We start from the raw sequence: 18,958 nt of genomic DNA on the forward strand, positions 1-18,958 counted from the left end.
ATATTGTCCTGAAAAGTAAGTTTATGACTAATTCGACTCCTGAATCTATCACTACTAATTCTCAAGAATCCATAGAATCTAATGTTCAACCTCAAGACAGTTATGTTAAATTAGCAATGCGTAACATGGTGAAAAAAAGAGGTACATCTTTAAAGCATTTTTTCTTAACCACTTTTGCTTTATTAGGATTTCTCGTAGGAATTTCTTATTTAACCAGATAAGCCTCAAAAGTATAAAATAAAAAAAATACTCAGATAAATCCCTGACTACAAACCACCTCAAAATATTTTGTACCCTAAGCCTAATTAACTTAAAATTTCTTGTAACTGATGTTGTTGCCATAAAGATTTATACAAGCCTTGTTGCGCAAATAACTCTTCATGATTACCTGATTGAATTATTTTACCTGCTTCCATGACTAAAATACGATCTGCATTTTGTACCGCCGATAATTGGTGAGTTATAAAAATTACGGTTTTTCCCTTCTCTTGTTTAAGATTTTCTAAAATTTGAGCCGCAGTTTTATTATCAACACTAGAAAGAGCATCATCTAAAATTAGAATCGGTGCATCAGCAAATAACGCTCTAACTAATGAACTACGTTGTCTTTGTCCACCTGAAAGGGTTATACCTCTTTCTCCCACTAAAGTATCATATTTTTGGGGAAAAGTCATGATTTCTGGATGAATTTGAGCTTGTTTCGCTGCATATTCAACTTCTACCATCTCCCCAGCAGGATCACTATAAGCAATGTTATTCTTAATGCTAGTGGAAAATAAAAAACTGTCTTGAGGTACATAGGCGATCGCTTTACGCAAATCTGTTAAATTAATGTTAGTAATATCAATACCATCTAAAAATAATTGTTCTGGTGGTATATCTAATAAACGAGGAATCGCATTAGCTAAGGTTGATTTTCCTGAACCAATTAAGCCTACAATGGCAACAGTTTCACCTTGATTAATGGTAAAATTCAGATTATTTAAGACAGGATCATTGCTATTAGGATAACTAAAATTCAGATTAACAGCCCTGATTTCTCCTTTAACCTTTTCCACAGGTAAATTAACAGAAGAAGGATTATTTTGTATCTTAGATTCAACTTGAGTAATCGATTCAATACGATCAATACTCACCTCACCTCTTTGATAAGTGGTAATTGTAAAACCGAGTAAAGCAGTGGGAAAAACTAATCTTTCCACATAAATAATTAAGGCAATAAAATCACCTACAGTAATTAAACCTTTTTCAATATCCGCAGTACCAAACCAAAGTAAAATCAATAAACTAATATTCGCAATACCACCAATAATGGGAAATAATAAATTTCTGGTTTGTGCTAATTTTAAATTAGCTTTTAATAAATGTTGATTTTTTTTGGCAAAAGCCTTCCTTTCATTTTCCTCTTGAGCATAAATTTTTATTAAAGAAATACCACTCATATCCTCCTGAATTAATTCACTAATATCTGATAATTGTTCTTGTACTTCTAACTGTTCATCTCTTAACTTTTCACTAAATAATTGAACAGTAAATAACATTAAAGGATAGATAGCCAAAGCCATTAAACTTAACTTTACATTAATCAAAAGCATTGCTGGTAAAGTTAAACCGTAGGCAAAAATAGTGTTAATTATACTAAGAATAGCAAAGCCAACTAAACGGCGAATATTATCCACATCACTGGTGGCACGATTAATTAAATCTCCTGAAGTATTAACATTAAAATAAGCAGGTTCTAACTTTAATAAATGTTCAAAAATACGTTGTTTTAAATCAAATTCTACCTGTCTGCCAATGCCAAAAATAGCAATTCTGGAAAGCATCCGAATACACCACATAATACAAGCTAAGACAAACAGAAGAATCACATAACCAATCAGAGTTTTATAAGCAAAATTATTCTGTAAATCGTCAAAAATATCACGAATTAGCCAAGGGATATAAACCCCGATAATATTCACCACTAATAAAGCCGAAGTTCCCCAATATAGCTTATTACGATGCGGTTTTAAATAAGAAATTAATTTATTGAGTCGAGAATTAGCCATCAGATTTTTATTGATAATAAAGAGGAGGAGATAGTTAATAATGAAAGTAGAGACTTAATACATTAAACTCGGACAATAAATAATTAATAGTTGTAAAACAGGCAAGATGCCCATAATTCCACATTCCTCGAAAGGGAATAAGCCTGTAATTCCTCATTCCTAATTTCTCATTCCTCATTAATATGCTCCGTTATTTTTGGGGAAAAGAACAACCCCAATAGTCTTTAGTATAATCCAAATATCCAATAACCAATTATAATGATTAACATAATAGACATCAATTAGAACTCTTTGAGGATAAGGAATATCATTCCGACCAGAAACTTGCCATAATCCAGTAATGCCTGGTTTAATGGTTAAAACTCGATCCATTTTGCTACCATACTTATGTAACTCATCAGGTACAAGAGGACGAGGTCCAACTACAGTCATATCTCCTTTTAACACATTGAAAAACTGAGGAAATTCATCTAAACTTGTCCAACGTAAAAATTTACCTATCCAAGTAATGCGTGGATCATCTTTTAGTTTAAAATTATCTTCAAATTCTTGACGTTTTTGAGGACATCGTGCCAACATTTCTTCTAAAACTTGATCAGCATTTACCACCATAGTTCTAAATTTAATACACTTGAATCTTTTAAAATTTTTACCAACTCTTTCTTGAGTATAAAAAATAGGTCCGGGAGAGGCAAAAGCAATTAAAATGCTTAGAATTAGATATAGTGGCGAAAAAATCACTAACACAGAGGCTGAAAAAATAATATCAAAGCTACGTTTATAAAACTCTTTTGTAATTCTTATTTGTTCCCGATTCGGCTGACGAGATATACTAATTAACCCTCGTCTTGCCAAACCCTGAATTACCTTTATGGAAACAAGTTGGCTATTTGCTGTCATTTTTCTCCTTCACTTCACACCATGAATAATTAACCGTCATTTAATTGTCTTATTAAACAATGTTTATGACCTGTTTTATTAATTGACTGTTAAAATCAATCAAGTTATTGTCTAGTATTGTAAAACTTTTTTGATTTTATCGACAAACAATATTTGTAATTACTTAAAAAATATAGGTAACATTTTAAATTACGTTGCAAGATGCCTATTCCACAAAATTAATTGTTAATTGTTAATTGTTAATTGTTATTTAAAAATTACCATCATTATTTGGATAATTTTCAGAGTCTCTTTTTGCTCCTAATAAATCTAGCTTATCCACATTAATAACAGGTTTTGAACGTTTATCTCCACTATTACGATCATTCCATGTTTCAATTTTTAACGATCCTTGAATCCCAATTAAACTACCTTTTTTTACATAATTAGCGGCAATTTCAGCCGTTTTACCCCAAATTTCTAACTCAAACCAATCGGGTTGATCATCTTTTTTACTCACTCTATTTACGGCAAGAGTAATACGACATTTTACTTTTCCCGAATCAAAATAACGAATTTCAGGATTAATACCCGCACGACCGACTAAATGTACTATATTTAAACTCATGATTTTGCGTATAAATGTACTAAATATCATTTATTCTATCATAAGATTAGACTTGTTGCACAAGTACCGGAAAGAGCGGATTTGGGAAGAGGGAAGAGGCAACAGATAAACGTTTAAGTCAAGGCAAGGGGTTTAAACCCTTTGTTAGGAATTAATAAAAACTGCAAGTTAAATGCGTCAAGTGCTTAATAACTCTCAAACTCAAGTCATTTCTAAATTCTAAATTTTTCCTCAATGCAAATGCCACAAATCAAATAGGATTGCAACGCCGTTTATATTAACTATCACGCTTTTCTAATTTTATACGAGGATCAACTATTTTTAAGCATAAATCAGCGACTAAATTACCGATAATCAACATAGTAGCTCCCATCATTAAACTAGCCATGACTAAATATAAATCTTGAGCTTGTACTGCTTGTAATATTAATCGACCTAAACCAGGCCAGTTAAAGAAATATTCAGCGATAAAAGAGCCACTTAATAGACTAGCAAATTCAAAGCCTAACAAAGTTATTAAAGGATTAATAGCATTACGCAAAGCATGAACGTATAAAACACGTTTTTCAGGTAATCCCTTCGCTCTTGCAGTTTGAATATAATCTTGCCTCAATACATCTAAAAGTTGTCCCCTAGTAAGTCGTTGTAAACCTGCAAAACTGGTGATACTTAAAGCAATGGTAGGTAAAATCATGTGCCAACTTATATCTGTCACTTTTCCCCAGAAGGATAATTCATCATGGTTAATGCTTGTCATGCCACCAACGGGAAAAATCGGTGCTAAATTTTGAGCTAAAATCAAGAATAATAAAGCAGTGATGAAACTAGGAAATCCTTGCCCAAAATAGCTGATTACTCGTAAAATTCGATCAGTTATAGTATTTTGTTTAACAGCACTAATAATCCCTAAAGGTAAAGCGATCGCCCATGTGATGATGATAGAGGAAAATGCTAATAATAAAGTCGCCGGGATTCTTTCTAAAATGAGGCTAGATACCGAGCGAGAATAAACGAAACTTTGACCGAAGTCAAATTGGGTGATAACTTGTTTAAACCATAATAAATATTGCTGTAAAGGAGATTTATCTAAGCCGAAACGAATTTTTAATTCTTCGATGGTTTCTTGGGAAATAGTGGGATTTTGTCGTAAATTATCGAGGTAATCCCCAGGGGCTAATTGTATGATCGCAAAACTTAATATGGATGCTAAAAGTAAGGTTAAAAGCCCTTGAAATAAGCGTTTTAAAACATAAATAACATTTTCATTTAATAACCAATATTTTGTCATAATTCTTAATCATAAATTTCATTATTGTAACATTTTAATGAAAAATTAAATTTATACAAGTTAAATGAGTCTATAAAATTATGAACTATTATCTTATTAAACTAATTATCTCGATTTTGCATAACATCAGGTAATAATAATAAAATGTTGTAAATGTGAGCCAAAAATGACTATTATTGCTGTAATTGATTATGATATGGGAAATTTACACTCTGCTTGTAAGGGTTTAGAAAAAGCTGGGGCAATTCCTAAAATTACTGATTCTCCAAGAGAAATTGCTAATGCTGATGGAGTAGTTTTACCCGGGGTAGGTTCATTCGATCCGGCGATGCAACATTTAAAAGAAAGAGATTTAATTGAGCCGATCAAACAAGCGGTAAAAAGTGGTAAACCTTTTTTGGGCATTTGTTTAGGGTTACAAATTTTATTTGAGGCTTCAGAGGAAGGAAAAGAGGAGGGTTTAGGTATTATTAAAGGTAAAGTAAAGCGTTTTCAATCTGAGCCTAATTTGACTATTCCTCATATGGGGTGGAATACTCTTGATTTTACCCAAAATAATCAACAATTATGGAAAAATCTTCCTCTTTCCCCTTATCTCTATTTTGTACATTCTTATTATGTTGATCCTCTTAATGCCGAAATTATTTCAGGACAAGTTACTCATGGTTCACAAAAAGTAACCGCAGCGATCGCCCAAGATAACTTAATGGCGGTACAATTTCATCCCGAAAAGTCATCAGATTATGGCTTACAAATCTTAACTAATTTTGTTGAATTAGCTTCTCACTATTTTTAGATCAAAATCACCTCAGTTACCTCAGTTCTTCTGCTTTGAATATCCGATAAGGTTGCGGGTTTGACGGTTTGACGGTTGAAGATCATCAAGTTAGCTAATCAATTCCCTAAATTGAAAAATTGAAGGTAGGAAAAAGGGGAGAGTTTTTGATGCACCTCTAACTAATGTTACAATCCATTGTACGAGACATTAAACTATAAATGCCCCTTTCTAACAATCCTGACATCCCTACAGTGGGTAAATGTCCTTGAGGTGCTTTTATATTGTAAATTAGAATATCTTGAAATAACCATTTACCATTGATTCTCCATCCTAGGCGATCGCCAACTGCTTCCCAAACTTTTTTATCATATTCTCGTTTTCCTCCTAAACTAAGATAAATACGTTTTTGTACTGAAAAACCAAATTTACCCCTACTATATTTTGTCCAAAGTTTATCAAGAGTGTCTAAATCTCGACAAGGAAAAGTGCGCATCAAATCTTTCTCAATCCAACCAGAATCTTCTCGTTTAACGGCTTTTAACATTAGTTTATGAGTTTCTTCATCAGCTTTTTGCCATTGTTGATTTTTTAAAAATTCTTCTAAATTAGTATAATCTATACCAACTTCAGAAAGAGATATAACTGGCTGTGGTTCAACAATAGTTTGAGGAGATGATATTTCTGTCGGTAAATTTGATTGTTCTAAATCGCTATAAATAGGAGGTATTTCTTCTTGGACAAAAGTTGATTTGTGATCTTCAAATCTAGTAGGTGATAAAGGATCATAATGGGAATTATTATTGGGTATCACTTGAGATACTTTTGTAACTTTTCTTACCTTTCTCGTCACAGGTACGGGAGGAACTGCCATAATAGGTAAGTTATTCAGTGGAATTTTTTTTGGAGGATTAACAGGGATAGTTTTTTCTTTTTCTATGGATGAAGAAAGGTTGATTTGAGTATTTTCTGTGAGAATATGTAACCATTCAGCTACGGATTGAGGACGATTTTCAGGCTGTAATTCCATTCCCTTCAGAATCGCTAAATTAGTACGATCGCTTATGTGAGGATTATGTTGTTGAGGAGGAATTAAATTAATCCCTTGACTCCGAAATTGAGCGGGAAAAGGTATTTGTAAGGTAACAATATAATATAAAGTAGCCGCAAGGGCATAAACATCAGTATAAGCACCTCTTTTGGCATTTCTTAAATATTGCTCTAAAGGTGCAAAACCTTCTGTGCGAGAGTTAGTATGAATTTGGGTTTTATCCTCAATAAAATCTCTAGCTAAACCAAAATCAATTAATACCGCCTCATTAGTATGACGACGACGCATGATATTCGCAGGTTTAACGTCTCGGTGTAAAATGCTCCGTTGATGAATATAACTTAAAGCACTACCTATCTGATAAATATAGCGAATGGCTTCTACTTCATCTAAACCACCTTTTTTTTTGACTAAAGACTCTAAATTCCCACCATCAATGTACTCCATCATCATACACCACAAATTTCCCTCTTGACACACATCATCTACTCGAATAACGTGGGAATGATTACATTTAGCCAAGCGAAACGCCTCTTGTATAAATCTTTCTTGATGTTTAGGAAAATCAGGTTGTGCCTGAATTGTGGCATTTAAGGTTTTAATAGCGATAATATTTCCTGTTTGAACATCTTTGGCACTATAAGTAATACCTGCTCCTCCTGCCCCTAACACTTTCTCAATTACATATCTTCCTTTCTGGATAATTTGCCCTGTTTTCCAATAACTCATAGCGACTACAAAGTTTTCCGATGATCATCAGTAATGATTTCCCATTTTACTAGATTTGATGTTGATATTTTCTAATTATTAATGATCCTTTACCTTTACAGAAAATGCCATCACTTTTGGAAAACTTTATCTTTCAGGAAACCAATCTTCATCTAATAATTTATCTAAAGTATAAGGGCATTCAGGAGGAAAAGTCTCTAATCCTGTACTATCAATGACATATTTACGAGCTTTACGATAAATTGAGGATTTATTTTCCGTTAAATAATGATAAAAATTAGTTGTCATGCGATCGCTTATTTGCCCTCGAAAACTGGTAACTTCTGATCGCCAATGACGGTAACTTCTCTCTCTTTCATCCTGCCAATATTCTATTAATAATAAATGTCTAATTATTTGTTCTAATAAACTTTGTAAAGCTAATTTATCTCTTCTTGCCAAACTTTCTAACTCCTCGATTAAATTTTCTAAATCTAATTCATTTAATCTATTTTCTTTAAGTAAATTAATAGTTTCTTCTAACCACAAATAATCATCTATTTCATATAATTCTTTTAATTTTTTTTGAGTATCTATGATCATAAATTATCAGTCTTTATTGTCAATCGGATTTATTTTATTATATAGCAAAACTTTTTGATCCTATGGAATTTAAAAACCCTGTAAATAAAAAAACCGCCCTAGAGTTAATCTAAAAGCAGTTTTTTATCAGTTAATTAATTTTAATTAAACTATTTTATAAAGACGAACCGATTCCAGCATAAGCACCATAGAAAAATAATGCTACCACAGTTAAAATACCCATTCCGGCAACAGTGCCTACAATCCAAAGGGGAATTCTTGCGTCTCCCATAATCAAACCTCCTATTAAATAAATTAGTTTTTAGTTAAAGAAATAACTAGAGAATAAAACACCAAGCACCGCAATAAATAATAACCCTAAATAAAGGGAAGTACGGTTTAACTCTACACGTTGTTTGTTAGGATTTATGTTTCTGTCCATTGATTTCTCCTATCGTTGAATAAATTGCATAGCGGTAATAGCACCGATGAAAAATACAGAAGGTACGGCTAAAGTATGGATAGCTAACCATCTGACTGTAAAAATAGGATATGAAACTGGTTGATTAGAACTATTGCTCATCTTTTATTTACCTTTTTATGTAACTAACTATTTATTAAATTGTTCAATTTGTTTTGTAGCCTCATAGCGATCGCTAATAATCGGTAACTCTTCACGAGTTTGATTGAAATATTGATCAGGGCGAGGAGTACCAAAAGCATCATATGCTAAACCAGTACTTACAAATAACCAACCAGCGATGAAAAGCATGGGGATAGTAATACTATGAATTACCCAATAACGTACACTGGTAACTATATCAGTAAATGGACGTTCACCTGTACTTCCAGCCATAAGAGCATTGCCTCCAAAATTTTTTTAACTATCTAACTAATTTACAGCATTAACGACTCAAGTTATGCTTGACTTTGAGTATTATATTTTAACAGAACACCACGCTCTCCTAAAACAAAACCTTGATCTTCATTGAAAAAAAGTATTTTATAGAAATTAGAAGGCACAGATTCCACTTCTCGATCTTTCTCCCAAGTAATACCTGTATCAGAACTAACTAATAAATTTGCACTACCACCTGCTAACCAAATTTCATTATTTTGACGGGTAGCTAAATCTAAGAAACCCCAGCTAGTAGAATATTCAGGGTTAATAGCTTCTTCCCATTCTTCAAAATTATCAGGTTTCGTCAATTGAATTTGTCCACCTCTGGCAATTAACCAAAGACGATTATTTCCCAGAAAGCCCATATTTTGTAATCGTTTAGAAGAATTACGATTATGGGGAGTCCATTCTGTATCCCCAGGTTTCCATGTAGAATAAAAGTTACCTCTGGCACTTACGGCAACATATTTACCATCATCAGAACGACTAATATTCCGAGCAACACCAACAGAGCCTTCTACTAAGGCTTTCCAAGTTTTACCGCCGTCAGTGGTTTTATAAATAGCACCTAAATTAGTTACCATTTCTGCCGTATCAGGTGCAAGGGCAATTATACCATAAGGAATACCGGGTAATTTATTACTTAAAGGAATGCGATCCCAAGTAGCTCCACTATTTATAGTATGTAATAAAATAGAAGGTTCACCAGTAATCCAACCCTCATCACCATTAAAGCTAATAGCGGTAAAACTAACTCTTTCTTCCCCTAATTCAATAATTTTCGGTTGCCAAGTTTCACCACCGTCATTAGTTTCAAATAAACTAGCTTTTGTACCTACTAACCAGCCGTGATTCGAGTCGCTAGTAAAGGCTAAATCAGCAAAAGTAGCGTCAGTTTCTAAACTAATTAATTGCCAAGGATTTTGAGTAGTTGAAGGTACATTAGAGCAACTAATACATAAAAAACCAATGATTATCAATACTAAAAATTGTTTTAGTCGATTAAATAACAGATTCATTTTTATTTCCAAATATAATTTCTTTGATGAATTATTGATAGTTAATTTTTAACTTAATCCATATAAACTAATAAAAAACAGGAAACCCAAAGCTAAAGCACCGAAAATGAGTAAGTTTTTTTGCCCTGGTGTTAATTTATTAACTCCAAAACCAAACTCTAAGTTTTCAGCAAATCCTGATGGTGCATCTTGAGCTCCAATATTTACAAATGCAGTATGACTAGAACCACACACAGGACAACGCCAGTTACTTGGTAAATCAGTAAATAACGTACCCGGTGGTATATTGGTTTTACTATCACCTTTTGAGGGTGCGTAGGTATAACCACAGGAACGACATTCATAACTCGGTGGTGCTTGTTCTGCTAAAGTTTTTTCTTTGGCCGCTTCACTCATGACGATATGTTAAGCAAATCTTAAAAGTTCTTTAAGAATTATTACATAAAATGAGGAATTAGGAATTAGGAATTAGGAATTAGGCATGATGAGATGAGAAATGAGTAATACTCACATCTTGCACTCTTTACATAAAAACTAAGTAAAAGGTGGCCGGTAGTAGGTGTCAGGTTTGATGATTTTTGACTATTTTAAAGGTTGAGGCAACAATTAAGATTTTTTTGTTAGCTTAAACTCAGATCTTGCACCAGTACAATAATACCAATAAAATAAAACGGGAAAAATCAATTTTAGGAGTTTTAAAATCAATTCTGATTACTTTTCCCTCTTCCCTCTTCCCTCTTCCCTCTTCCCTATCCTCATCGAGAAATGTAAATAAATGAATAAATAAAAAATTCAGACAGTGCATTTTGATACAATTACTGGTATCAAAAAATTGGAATCAAAAAAACATGAATAAAACCGTTGCTGAAGTGATGACACCTACTGCTATTACTGTTACTCCAGAAATGCCTTTAAAAGAAGCGATCGCCATTTTAGTAGAAAATAAAATTAGTGGTTTACCTGTAATTGATGGAGAGGGAAAATTAGTAGGCATAATTTCTGAGAGTGATTTAATGTGGCAAGAAACAGGAGTTGAACCACCTCCTTATATTATGATTTTAGATAGTATTATCTATTTGCAAAATCTCGGACGATACGAAAAAGATATTCATAAAGCATTAGGGCAAACTGTAGGTGATGTTATGAGTGAGAAACCTATTACCATAAAAGGTAATCAACCCGTTAAAAAAGCGGCTCAAATACTCCACGATAAACAAATTCGTCGCCTTCCTGTTTTAAATGATCAAGATTTAGTCATTGGCATTATTACTCAAGGTGACATAATCCGTGCAATGGCTTCGGAATAAAATGCCGGAAACTTTCCCTTAAATAATAATTACTTACCTCTTCCCTAGCCTCAGCAAAATACTTTTTGACGCACCCCCTAATTATTTACTGCTTCTTTGAAACGAATTTCATCCCGTTGAGGATCACAGAAATGTACTTGTAATTTAATTTGTTCTCCTATTTTGGGAACACGATCGAAGCGATGAGCAAATTCTAACCCTAAATCTTCTAATAAAATCAAGGCTAAATTATCATCTTCTCTTAACCAACGCAAGACTAAACCATGCCAAATTTCGTTACTATGTTTCTGTAAATATTGTAAACTCCAATAACGATTCGTTTGTCTTTCTACTAAGACTGCCTCAGAAGAAGTGCTCATAACTTCAAAAATAATTTCTTGCATTTTATCCCGATGGAAAGGAAATTCATCTCCTCTTAAATGGGCTTTAATTTGAAAATGGGCAAGTAAGTCTGTATAACGGCGAATTGGTGAAGTTACTTGAGTATAAGTTTCTAAACCTAAACTAGCATGACGGGCAGCGGATAACCCTGTCTCACTTTTGGGCATACAACGGCGTAAAGCACATGATCTTACAGGACCTGGAGGTAAAAGTATTAATTCTTCTTCTGGAGGTAATTCAGGTTGGGGTTGACTGCGAAATGCTACGGGTATATTGTGTTCTTGACAATACTTTCCAGCTACTTCACCAGCTAATATCATCATTTCTGCTACTAATGAACGAGAAAAAGAAGGATCTAATAATTCGATGGTAACTTCATCATTATCTTTTACTTTAATCACCGCTTCTGGCATAGAAATCATAACAGATCCATTCTCTTTGCGCCACTGCGATCGCTTTTTTGCCGCTTCTGCTAACTGTTTTATTTCTGGTTCAGCTTGTATATTCAAATGCAACATTTCATCAACATCATGATAGGTTAATCGATAAGTTGGTTTGATTAAGGTAGAGTGAATTTCATAGTCCATAACGCCGCCATTCTCATCCAGAGTAACCCCAAAACTTAATGAGGGGCAAATTTGACCTTGAATCAAACTCATTGGTCCTGTGGCTAATTCTGAGGGAAACATCGGAATCATCCCCGTAGGTAAATATAAACTGGTACTGCGTTTACGCGCCTCTAGGTCTAAAATATCGTCAGGGTTGATTAAACGAGTTGGATCTGCTATATGTATCCAATAACGTAATCTCCCATCTTCTAAAGTTTCCACACTTAAACCATCATCTATTTCTTCTGTACTTTCATCATCGATGGTATATACTTTTTGATGAATTAAGTCTAATCTATGATTAGTATCTTCTATCGTACCGTTATTAATTTGATCTAAAATAGAATGAGCCACTTCCGACACCTGTAGAGGAAAATAATTAGGATAAGAACTACGGCGTAAAAAGATATTTTCGTGTTTATCCCATAGTTTTAAGTCTATCAGTAATTGCACTGCTCCATCACCACTTTTTTGTCTGCCGAGGGATTCTAATATTTCTTGTGCCTGTTTTGGTGGGTTGTCAGGTTGTAAAGCATATTTTTCCAAAAAATTAAGTTTCAGAAAATCGCCATCTTCCCATTTAACTATCTCCCCTTGTAAAACCTGATGAAGTCTAGCAATAAATCCTTCTTTTTCTTGTTTTTTCTGCGCTTCTATTTCGATTTGATGTTTAATTTCTTCTACTTGACTTGTTGATCGAGGTTCATAAATATCACCTTTTTTCTTAAAATAGATTTTATCATCGGAAAGAAGAATGTGTGTGGCATAACACATGGCAGGAGTTTCTTCTGAAAAAATCAAAGAAGCTAATTCTGATGGTGTCACAGGGGTAGAGTCTTCTACCAATAATTCCCATGCTATTTCCAAATTTGATTCATCTAAATAAGGCTTAACTTCTGCTTTAAATTGCCCTATTTCTGTGTATTTGAAAGATTGTCCTTTTATTTGATAATCAACTCTCTGAGGGCGAATTTTGTGGGGATTTCCCTTTTCATCTATGGCAATCCAGTCTTTTTTCCCTTCTGGCTTTTCTACTACTGCTAAACGGCGATCGCCATTTACTTTAAATTCTACTAAAGTTCCTTTTTCCACCCTGAATCCTTAATATATAACTTGATCACTTTATTTAATGTACCTTATAATGATTATTATTTTAGCTTATTTTCTATTTTGGAGATGTCTAATAGGGATAGTATAAAAAACTCGATTACTTCGACTACGAGTAATAGTAACTAAATTTTTATAATGAGTTAAACCACTGCTATAGTTAGTTATTTTTCCTCATTAACTGTTGAGATGATTCTTTTGTTAAGATTTAAGCTAAAAAACTGATTAATTAATTGATAATCGAGGTAGTTTTTCAGTAAAAATATTACTCAAATAATCTTGTCTTTCTTGAGGTGTTTCCGGTCCAAAATTCCAAAGACTTTCATAAAAGAAAAAAGCCATTCCACCAAAACCTTTTTCTCGGGTAGATTTTATTTGTTCATTAATTAAATTTAAATCAGTAGCTCTGCCTTTTAAACCTGATAAAATACCTATAGCAGAGGGGATATGATCTTTCGCTAATTGTAAATCTTTTTGTGCCAATTCACGGTTAAAAGAATCCATATTATTTCGGTAAATTTGGACTATTAATTCTTCTATTAAACCCTTTCTTTCCCATTGCCCCCAATCCATTAAAAATTCTTCTTTAGAAAATTCTTGAGGATTAGGAGAAACGGATATTATCACTTTTTGATTAACATTTTTGATTAACTTAAATAATGTCCCCATATAACTGGTTATTTTATCTGATCGCCATTGTATCCATTCAGGATTTTTTGAGTCTAAAGGCGGTAATTTTCCCTGATGTTCTTGACCGTATAATCTTACAGTATAAGGATCATAACCTAATTCTGAAGGATAACCAAAATGATCATCCACTTGAATGCCATCAATATCATATTTAGTCACTATTTCTAAGATTAAATCAGTGATAAAATTTTGTACTTGAGGATGTAACGGATTTAACCACACTCGTTGATGAATATTTCCTTCTAACCAAATTTTACTTCCATCTCGTCTTTGGGTTAACCATTCTGGGTGACGTTGGGCTAATAGTGAATCTGCTGGTGCCATAAAACCAAATTCAAACCATGGTATTACTGCCATCTTATGTTTATGACCTTCAGTGATAATTTCTCTTAATACATCTCGATTTTGTAAGCCTTCAGTAGGATCAATTTTACTCCCAGTGATATTTTCCGCAACGATACTCGGATTTAAAGTAGGGCCCCAATTCCAAACTTTTGGATAAAGACTATTAAAATTGAATTCAGCTAAACTGGCGATGGCCTTTTTCGTATTTTCAGGAGAAAACAAGACATCACTATCAATATTCGTTAACCAAACTCCTCGAATTTCTTTTTTTACCGGTTGAGTATAAGCATATTGACTATAACTATAAATAAAAATAATAGTGAGAAAAAAAATAAGACATAACTTAATTAATTTCATAAAAGTAGGGTGGAGTGTGCATCGCAATTATCAAAAATTTTAGGAATAAAACCCTAACTACAAACTTACTTGACCATTAATAGAGTATAAAGGTTGATGTAAACTTATTAGATGAGCTAAAGTCTTTTTAAGTTGCGTACGAGAGACAATCATATCAACGAAACCATGTTGTAACAAATATTCTGAAGTTTGGAAACCATCAGGTAATTTTTCTCTCAGAGTTTGCTCAATAACTCGTCTTCCTGCAAAGCCAATAGTTGCCTTTGGTTCGGCGATAATTAAATCTCCTAACATCGCAAAACTAGCTGTAACTCCGCCAGTAGTTGGATGCGTAAGCACAGGAATATATAACAATTTCTTTTCTCTATGACGCTCTAAAGCCCCAGAAATCTTCGCCATTTGCATTAAACTTAACATTCCTTCCTGCATTCTTGCACCCCCAGAAGCACAAATAATCACTACGGGGAAAGCTGTTTTTGTAGCATATTCAATCAATCTAGTGAGTCTTTCACCGACTACTGATCCCATACTACCGCCCATAAAACGAAAATCTATAACCCCTAAAGCTATAGGTAAACCATCAATTAAACCTGTACCAGTTTGTACAGCATCGGTTAAAGGAGTTTTAGCGTGTAATTCTTTAAGGCGATCGCTATAACTTTTGCGATCATGAAAATGAAGTGGATCTGTGGGAATCAAATGATGATTTAGAGGTTGCCATGTTTTAGCATCAATTAACTGCTCAATTCTTTCATCACTAAAAATGCGCATATGGTAATTACATTCCAAACATACCATATTATTAGCTTGTAAATCTTTGGTATAGGCTAAAACTCCGCATTCAGGACATTTAGTCCATAAACCATCAGCAATTTCTCTTTCTTGTTGGGGTTTTATTTCCGGCTCAGATTTTCTTAAATTATCAAACCAATCTAATAATGACATTTTCTCACAAAGGGCAAAGGGCAAAGGGCAAAGGGCAAAGGTAATCAAGAATTATAGTATATATGTTATTCCTTATTTCCCGTTACCTATTCCCCACTTAATTACTTATTACTTATTACTTATTATTTAATTTAAACTTGTGGTTCTAAACGAGCATAGAATACACCACGAATTTTAACTTCTTCTGGATCTTCTGCACCTAAGTCAGTGGAAGAAGGTTGCTCACTTTCAAATACCCCTGACACTTCCCCTGTCTCTTGATCTACTTTAGTAATTTGTAAAGAGATTTCACCTTGGTAAGAATCAGCATTTTTGATATTACTACGGGTATATTCTGTACTATCAGCACCTGCTGGTAAAGCTACGGCATTATCATAACCTGAAGTTAAACCACGCCCTTTCGGATCTAAGAAAGATGCACCACGATAAGAAGGTACTTTAAATTTACCAACAAAGTCAGCTGAAGTATTAACAGAAGTGAAACCGGGTTCAGTTTGTGCCACTAATTTTTTGATGGTAAAGAAGAAAGGTACTTGATTCCCACCGGGTAACTGAACTGTAGCAATCTGAAAATCAATACCGTCTAGTTCTGTTAAAGTTAAGACACCATTTTCGTCAGTAGTAAGAGTACCTCTGATTTGTTCAAGGCTAGAAGTGTCTCTAGTTAAGAGTTTACCTTGTATATATTCTGCTTTTTGTCTTTTATTAATAGGTTCTTCTTTAACAAAATATTCTTGTGGTTCTAAACATAAATCGACGATTGACAAGGGTTGATCAACAGAAATAGCAATAGTACCACGAGTAAACTCAGAAATTTCTGGACATTTGTTAGCTAACCCAGTATTAAGAATTTCATCATAGGTAATAGACTTAGGATCATACGCCTTAGCAGCACCATCACTACAAGCACCTAAAAATCCTAAACATACAATTAGGAAAGCGACTAATAGGTTGCGAAACCTCATAATTTGACCTCTCTGTGTTAATCTCTTTTAAATTTTTAATCTTAAGTCGTACTTACTCCTAATTATGATTCCTAATTAATTGACTAGGATTGAAAAGAATAAGTATAGTTAGATTTATCGTGATCTACTTTACCAAATTAAGAGTCTTTATTTACAAAAAATATTAATGATCCATTGACACAGAAGAATTTTTCAATAAAACACGCAAAAGGTTTAAATAACAAGGAAATATCAAGAAAAAAGTTTCAATATTCAACGATTAATTCTTTTTAAAATTTTATTAAGTAATTGTTACAAAAATTATTTTTTTTATGGTCTTTTATATGGTAGAGCAATTATATATATGTGTTAATTGTAAGTATTATATTTTAGATTTCAGTGTTAAGATCAAAACCTTTACTCAATAAACAACCTAATATTTTAGCTTCTGTGGATTCTTGATCACATTGAGAAAGATTCCCGAAAGTATAAGTTTTATTTTTGATAGTTGCAAAACATTTTAAAATTTTCGTAGATATACTAAATTTTGTCTGGCATAAACTAATAGCATCCATATCTAAAAAATAACTATTATTAATTATGTTATTGCAATCATTTTTAGTAGTAGAATTAGTAAAAGCATTGCAAATATTTTGAGCCTTATCAAGAGCTATTTTATGTTCATATTGATAATCAAGTTTATTTTTATTAACATTTTTTCCCCTGTGTTTTAAACAATCATAAATTTTATATTCATTAGTGCTGTTTCCGCATTTTAATAATTCTGAATCTGTATAAAATTTGTTACTAATACTTTGAAAACAGTTAATAGTTTGAGTAGAAATAAAAAATATATTTTCACATAAAAAAACTGCATTAAAATCTAAATAACTTGAATTATTAATTATCTCGTTACATTGCTGTCTTAAATCTGATCTAGTATATTTTTGACAAATATTTTTAGCTATATTCAAGCCTAATTTTAAAAAATAATGGTTTAGTTGATTGAAGTTATTTATCCGATTATTTTGAGCGATAATAGCAGTTATATTAACATTAAGAAAAATCAAGGAGAACAATAGAGTAAATTTTCTAAATAACATTTAAAATATCGGATAGTATCTATTATTTTACTAATTTTTAATTCCTTCTTTATTCTAAATTAAGCACTTCTTAAAGCTACAATAGGATCTAATTTTGCAGCCCGTTGGGCGGGTAAAACGCCGAATAATAATCCAATTCCTCCTGAAACTCCAACGGCTAAACCAATAGTTCCCATAGAGATATTCGTAGGCAAAGGAGATACTAAACCAACAATAGTTAAACCACCAATACCGATGGCAGTGCCAACTAAACCACCAACGGCGGAAATAATAATCGCTTCAATTAAAAATTGTGATAATATGTTATTTTCTGTAGCTCCGATGGCCTTTCTTAAGCCAATTTCTTGAGTTCTTTCACTCACCGACACTAACATGATATTCATTACCCCAATACCACCTACTATTAAAGAAATCGCAGCGATCGCACCTAACATCATGGTTAATCCTCCTGTAACAGTACCAACAATACTGAGAATATCTTTTTGAGTTTCCACCCGAAAATCATCTTCTCCGACAATTTTGTGCCTTAAACGTAATAAATTTTCAATTTGAAATCTAGCCGCCGTTATATCTTCAGCATCTTTAGCAGTAACATTAATTAAACTTAATTCTAATCCGTATTGAGAAGTTTTGCCGACAATTTGGTTAGCCATAGTGGTTAGGGGAATATATAAAGTTTCGTCCTGATTTGTGCCTAAAAACGAGCCTTTTGACTCCATAATACCAATTACTTCAAAAGAAACGTTTTTGATCCTTAAACGCTTTCCGATGGGGTTTTGTCGAGGAAAAAAATCTTCAGCAATTTGTGAGCCTAATACTACTACTTTCTTATTACGAACAAGATCCGACTCATCAATAAATCTCCCTTGAGCGACATCAAAACTGCGAACTTGTAAAAATAAGGGAGTTGTACCCATAATTGAAGCATTATTATTTTTATTACCATAGGTGACAAGTAAACGAGAATTAATTTGCGGTGCAACACCTACAATACTTGGTACTTGGTTGGCAATGGCTTCAGCATCAGCTAAGACAAGGGTTTTAGGAGTGTCAAAAGTAGTGCGTCGAGATTCTCGGCTACCGGGTACAACAAATAACACATTAGCACCTAAAGACTCAAATTGATCCGCCGCTAATTTTTGTGTTGCTTGTCCAATACCTATCATAGAAATCACAGAAGCATTACCTATAATAATTCCTAACATAGTCAAACTACTACGCATTTTATTTGCCAGTAAAGTAGTAATCGCCATCTTGATGCTATCAGTAATTTTCATGGTAGAGGAATA

Annotated in this window: 21 protein-coding genes; 3 read left to right on the plus strand and 18 right to left on the minus strand. The window is 33.1% G+C overall.

Translation table 11 applies throughout. The features are described 5' to 3' along the window. Positions 1 to 23: 23 nt before the first annotated feature. Complete coding sequence (locus FWJ34_RS03240; RefSeq protein ID WP_308253924.1) at positions 24 to 221, plus strand: DUF3285 domain-containing protein; 198 nt, start codon at positions 24 to 26, stop codon at positions 219 to 221. 84 nt (positions 222 to 305) lie between these two features. On the opposite strand, the gene FWJ34_RS03245 is transcribed toward FWJ34_RS03240, so the two are convergent. The 4 genes from FWJ34_RS03245 to FWJ34_RS03260 all read right to left on the minus strand — a co-directional run bounded on the left by FWJ34_RS03245 (position 306) and on the right by FWJ34_RS03260 (position 4,846). Then, positions 306 to 2,051, minus strand: coding sequence for an ABC transporter ATP-binding protein (locus FWJ34_RS03245; protein WP_308253893.1), 1,746 nt, complete (start codon positions 2,049 to 2,051; stop codon positions 306 to 308). Positions 2,052 to 2,228: 177 nt separating this feature from the next. After that, positions 2,229 to 2,951, minus strand: coding sequence for a sugar transferase (locus FWJ34_RS03250; RefSeq protein ID WP_308253894.1), 723 nt, complete (start codon positions 2,949 to 2,951; stop codon positions 2,229 to 2,231). Positions 2,952 to 3,201: 250 nt separating this feature from the next. Then, the gene (locus FWJ34_RS03255) at positions 3,202 to 3,558 is read right to left on the minus strand and encodes a single-stranded DNA-binding protein (protein ID WP_308253895.1); all 357 of its coding nucleotides are present in this window, start codon (positions 3,556 to 3,558) and stop codon (positions 3,202 to 3,204) included. 277 nt (positions 3,559 to 3,835) lie between these two features. Next, positions 3,836 to 4,846, minus strand: coding sequence for an ABC transporter permease (locus FWJ34_RS03260; RefSeq protein ID WP_308253896.1), 1,011 nt, complete (start codon positions 4,844 to 4,846; stop codon positions 3,836 to 3,838). 166 nt (positions 4,847 to 5,012) lie between these two features. On the opposite strand from FWJ34_RS03260, the gene hisH reads away from it, so the two are divergent. After that, complete coding sequence (gene hisH, locus FWJ34_RS03265; protein WP_308253897.1) at positions 5,013 to 5,642, plus strand: imidazole glycerol phosphate synthase subunit HisH; 630 nt, start codon at positions 5,013 to 5,015, stop codon at positions 5,640 to 5,642. Between the two features lie 157 nt (positions 5,643 to 5,799). Here hisH and FWJ34_RS03270 read toward each other — a convergent pair whose 3' ends face one another. The 8 genes from FWJ34_RS03270 to FWJ34_RS03305 form a co-directional block, all read right to left on the minus strand. After that, positions 5,800 to 7,401 carry a serine/threonine-protein kinase gene (locus tag FWJ34_RS03270; protein WP_308253898.1) on the minus strand — a complete coding sequence of 534 codons (1,602 nt, stop codon included), beginning with the start codon at positions 7,399 to 7,401 and terminating at the stop codon, positions 5,800 to 5,802. Positions 7,402 to 7,527: 126 nt separating this feature from the next. Next, positions 7,528 to 7,983 carry a DUF29 domain-containing protein gene (locus tag FWJ34_RS03275; protein WP_308253899.1) on the minus strand — a complete coding sequence of 152 codons (456 nt, stop codon included), beginning with the start codon at positions 7,981 to 7,983 and terminating at the stop codon, positions 7,528 to 7,530. Positions 7,984 to 8,137: 154 nt separating this feature from the next. Further along, positions 8,138 to 8,254: a photosystem II reaction center protein J gene (locus tag FWJ34_RS03280; RefSeq protein ID WP_396231615.1), complete on the minus strand. Its 117-nt coding sequence runs from the start codon at positions 8,252 to 8,254 to the stop codon at positions 8,138 to 8,140. Positions 8,255 to 8,284: 30 nt separating this feature from the next. Next, on the minus strand, positions 8,285 to 8,404 hold the full coding sequence (locus FWJ34_RS03285; protein ID WP_308253900.1) for a photosystem II reaction center protein L: 120 nt from the start codon (positions 8,402 to 8,404) through the stop codon (positions 8,285 to 8,287). Positions 8,405 to 8,413: 9 nt separating this feature from the next. After that, positions 8,414 to 8,545, minus strand: coding sequence for a cytochrome b559 subunit beta (gene psbF, locus FWJ34_RS03290; RefSeq protein ID WP_308253901.1), 132 nt, complete (start codon positions 8,543 to 8,545; stop codon positions 8,414 to 8,416). 27 nt (positions 8,546 to 8,572) lie between these two features. Next, entirely contained in the window at positions 8,573 to 8,818 is a 246-nt protein-coding gene (gene psbE, locus FWJ34_RS03295) for a cytochrome b559 subunit alpha (RefSeq protein WP_308253902.1), read from the minus strand. Positions 8,819 to 8,880: 62 nt separating this feature from the next. Next, positions 8,881 to 9,882 carry a photosynthesis system II assembly factor Ycf48 gene (locus FWJ34_RS03300; protein ID WP_308253903.1) on the minus strand — a complete coding sequence of 334 codons (1,002 nt, stop codon included), beginning with the start codon at positions 9,880 to 9,882 and terminating at the stop codon, positions 8,881 to 8,883. 48 nt (positions 9,883 to 9,930) lie between these two features. Next, positions 9,931 to 10,278 carry a rubredoxin gene (locus tag FWJ34_RS03305; protein WP_308253904.1) on the minus strand — a complete coding sequence of 116 codons (348 nt, stop codon included), beginning with the start codon at positions 10,276 to 10,278 and terminating at the stop codon, positions 9,931 to 9,933. Positions 10,279 to 10,730: 452 nt separating this feature from the next. On the opposite strand from FWJ34_RS03305, the gene FWJ34_RS03310 reads away from it, so the two are divergent. Then, the gene (locus FWJ34_RS03310; protein ID WP_308253905.1) at positions 10,731 to 11,189 is read left to right on the plus strand and encodes a CBS domain-containing protein; all 459 of its coding nucleotides are present in this window, start codon (positions 10,731 to 10,733) and stop codon (positions 11,187 to 11,189) included. 77 nt (positions 11,190 to 11,266) lie between these two features. Here FWJ34_RS03310 and FWJ34_RS03315 read toward each other — a convergent pair whose 3' ends face one another. From FWJ34_RS03315 to FWJ34_RS03340, 6 genes are all read right to left on the minus strand, one after another. Then, the gene (locus FWJ34_RS03315) at positions 11,267 to 13,270 is read right to left on the minus strand and encodes a ribonuclease R (RefSeq protein WP_308253906.1); all 2,004 of its coding nucleotides are present in this window, start codon (positions 13,268 to 13,270) and stop codon (positions 11,267 to 11,269) included. 240 nt (positions 13,271 to 13,510) lie between these two features. Beyond that, positions 13,511 to 14,677, minus strand: coding sequence for a family 10 glycosylhydrolase (locus tag FWJ34_RS03320; RefSeq protein ID WP_308253907.1), 1,167 nt, complete (start codon positions 14,675 to 14,677; stop codon positions 13,511 to 13,513). A gap of 57 nt (positions 14,678 to 14,734) precedes the next feature. After that, a complete protein-coding gene (gene accD, locus FWJ34_RS03325; protein WP_308253926.1) occupies positions 14,735 to 15,622 on the minus strand; it encodes an acetyl-CoA carboxylase, carboxyltransferase subunit beta in 888 nt (295 codons plus the stop codon). 131 nt (positions 15,623 to 15,753) lie between these two features. Further along, entirely contained in the window at positions 15,754 to 16,587 is an 834-nt protein-coding gene (locus FWJ34_RS03330) for a photosystem II manganese-stabilizing polypeptide (protein ID WP_308253908.1), read from the minus strand. 368 nt (positions 16,588 to 16,955) lie between these two features. Next, complete coding sequence (locus FWJ34_RS03335) at positions 16,956 to 17,669, minus strand: hypothetical protein (RefSeq protein WP_308253909.1); 714 nt, start codon at positions 17,667 to 17,669, stop codon at positions 16,956 to 16,958. A gap of 59 nt (positions 17,670 to 17,728) precedes the next feature. Continuing rightward, entirely contained in the window at positions 17,729 to 18,946 is a 1,218-nt protein-coding gene (locus FWJ34_RS03340) for an ABC transporter permease (protein WP_308253910.1), read from the minus strand. Positions 18,947 to 18,958: the final 12 nt, after the last annotated feature.

It is taken from the genome of Geminocystis sp. GBBB08 (genome assembly GCF_016743215.1).
Classification (GTDB): Bacteria; Cyanobacteriota; Cyanobacteriia; order Cyanobacteriales; family Cyanobacteriaceae; genus Geminocystis.

Coding starts and splice junctions, on each gene's coding strand:
- FWJ34_RS03240 (WP_308253924.1), top strand. CDS start 24: ATGACTAATTCGACTCCTGAATCTATCACTACTAATTCTCAAGAATCC.
- FWJ34_RS03245 (WP_308253893.1), bottom strand. CDS start 2,051: ATGGCTAATTCTCGACTCAATAAATTAATTTCTTATTTAAAACCGCAT.
- FWJ34_RS03250 (WP_308253894.1), bottom strand. CDS start 2,951: ATGACAGCAAATAGCCAACTTGTTTCCATAAAGGTAATTCAGGGTTTG.
- FWJ34_RS03255 (WP_308253895.1), bottom strand. CDS start 3,558: ATGAGTTTAAATATAGTACATTTAGTCGGTCGTGCGGGTATTAATCCT.
- FWJ34_RS03260 (WP_308253896.1), bottom strand. CDS start 4,846: ATGACAAAATATTGGTTATTAAATGAAAATGTTATTTATGTTTTAAAA.
- hisH (WP_308253897.1), top strand. CDS start 5,013: ATGACTATTATTGCTGTAATTGATTATGATATGGGAAATTTACACTCT.
- FWJ34_RS03270 (WP_308253898.1), bottom strand. CDS start 7,401: ATGAGTTATTGGAAAACAGGGCAAATTATCCAGAAAGGAAGATATGTA.
- FWJ34_RS03275 (WP_308253899.1), bottom strand. CDS start 7,983: ATGATCATAGATACTCAAAAAAAATTAAAAGAATTATATGAAATAGAT.
- FWJ34_RS03280 (WP_396231615.1), bottom strand. CDS start 8,254: ATGGGAGACGCAAGAATTCCCCTTTGGATTGTAGGCACTGTTGCCGGA.
- FWJ34_RS03285 (WP_308253900.1), bottom strand. CDS start 8,404: ATGGACAGAAACATAAATCCTAACAAACAACGTGTAGAGTTAAACCGT.
- psbF (WP_308253901.1), bottom strand. CDS start 8,545: ATGAGCAATAGTTCTAATCAACCAGTTTCATATCCTATTTTTACAGTC.
- psbE (WP_308253902.1), bottom strand. CDS start 8,818: ATGGCTGGAAGTACAGGTGAACGTCCATTTACTGATATAGTTACCAGT.
- FWJ34_RS03300 (WP_308253903.1), bottom strand. CDS start 9,882: ATGAATCTGTTATTTAATCGACTAAAACAATTTTTAGTATTGATAATC.
- FWJ34_RS03305 (WP_308253904.1), bottom strand. CDS start 10,278: ATGAGTGAAGCGGCCAAAGAAAAAACTTTAGCAGAACAAGCACCACCG.
- FWJ34_RS03310 (WP_308253905.1), top strand. CDS start 10,731: ATGAATAAAACCGTTGCTGAAGTGATGACACCTACTGCTATTACTGTT.
- FWJ34_RS03320 (WP_308253907.1), bottom strand. CDS start 14,677: ATGAAATTAATTAAGTTATGTCTTATTTTTTTTCTCACTATTATTTTT.
- accD (WP_308253926.1), bottom strand. CDS start 15,622: ATGTCATTATTAGATTGGTTTGATAATTTAAGAAAATCTGAGCCGGAA.
- FWJ34_RS03330 (WP_308253908.1), bottom strand. CDS start 16,587: ATGAGGTTTCGCAACCTATTAGTCGCTTTCCTAATTGTATGTTTAGGA.
- FWJ34_RS03335 (WP_308253909.1), bottom strand. CDS start 17,669: ATGTTATTTAGAAAATTTACTCTATTGTTCTCCTTGATTTTTCTTAAT.
- FWJ34_RS03340 (WP_308253910.1), bottom strand. CDS start 18,946: ATGAAAATTACTGATAGCATCAAGATGGCGATTACTACTTTACTGGCA.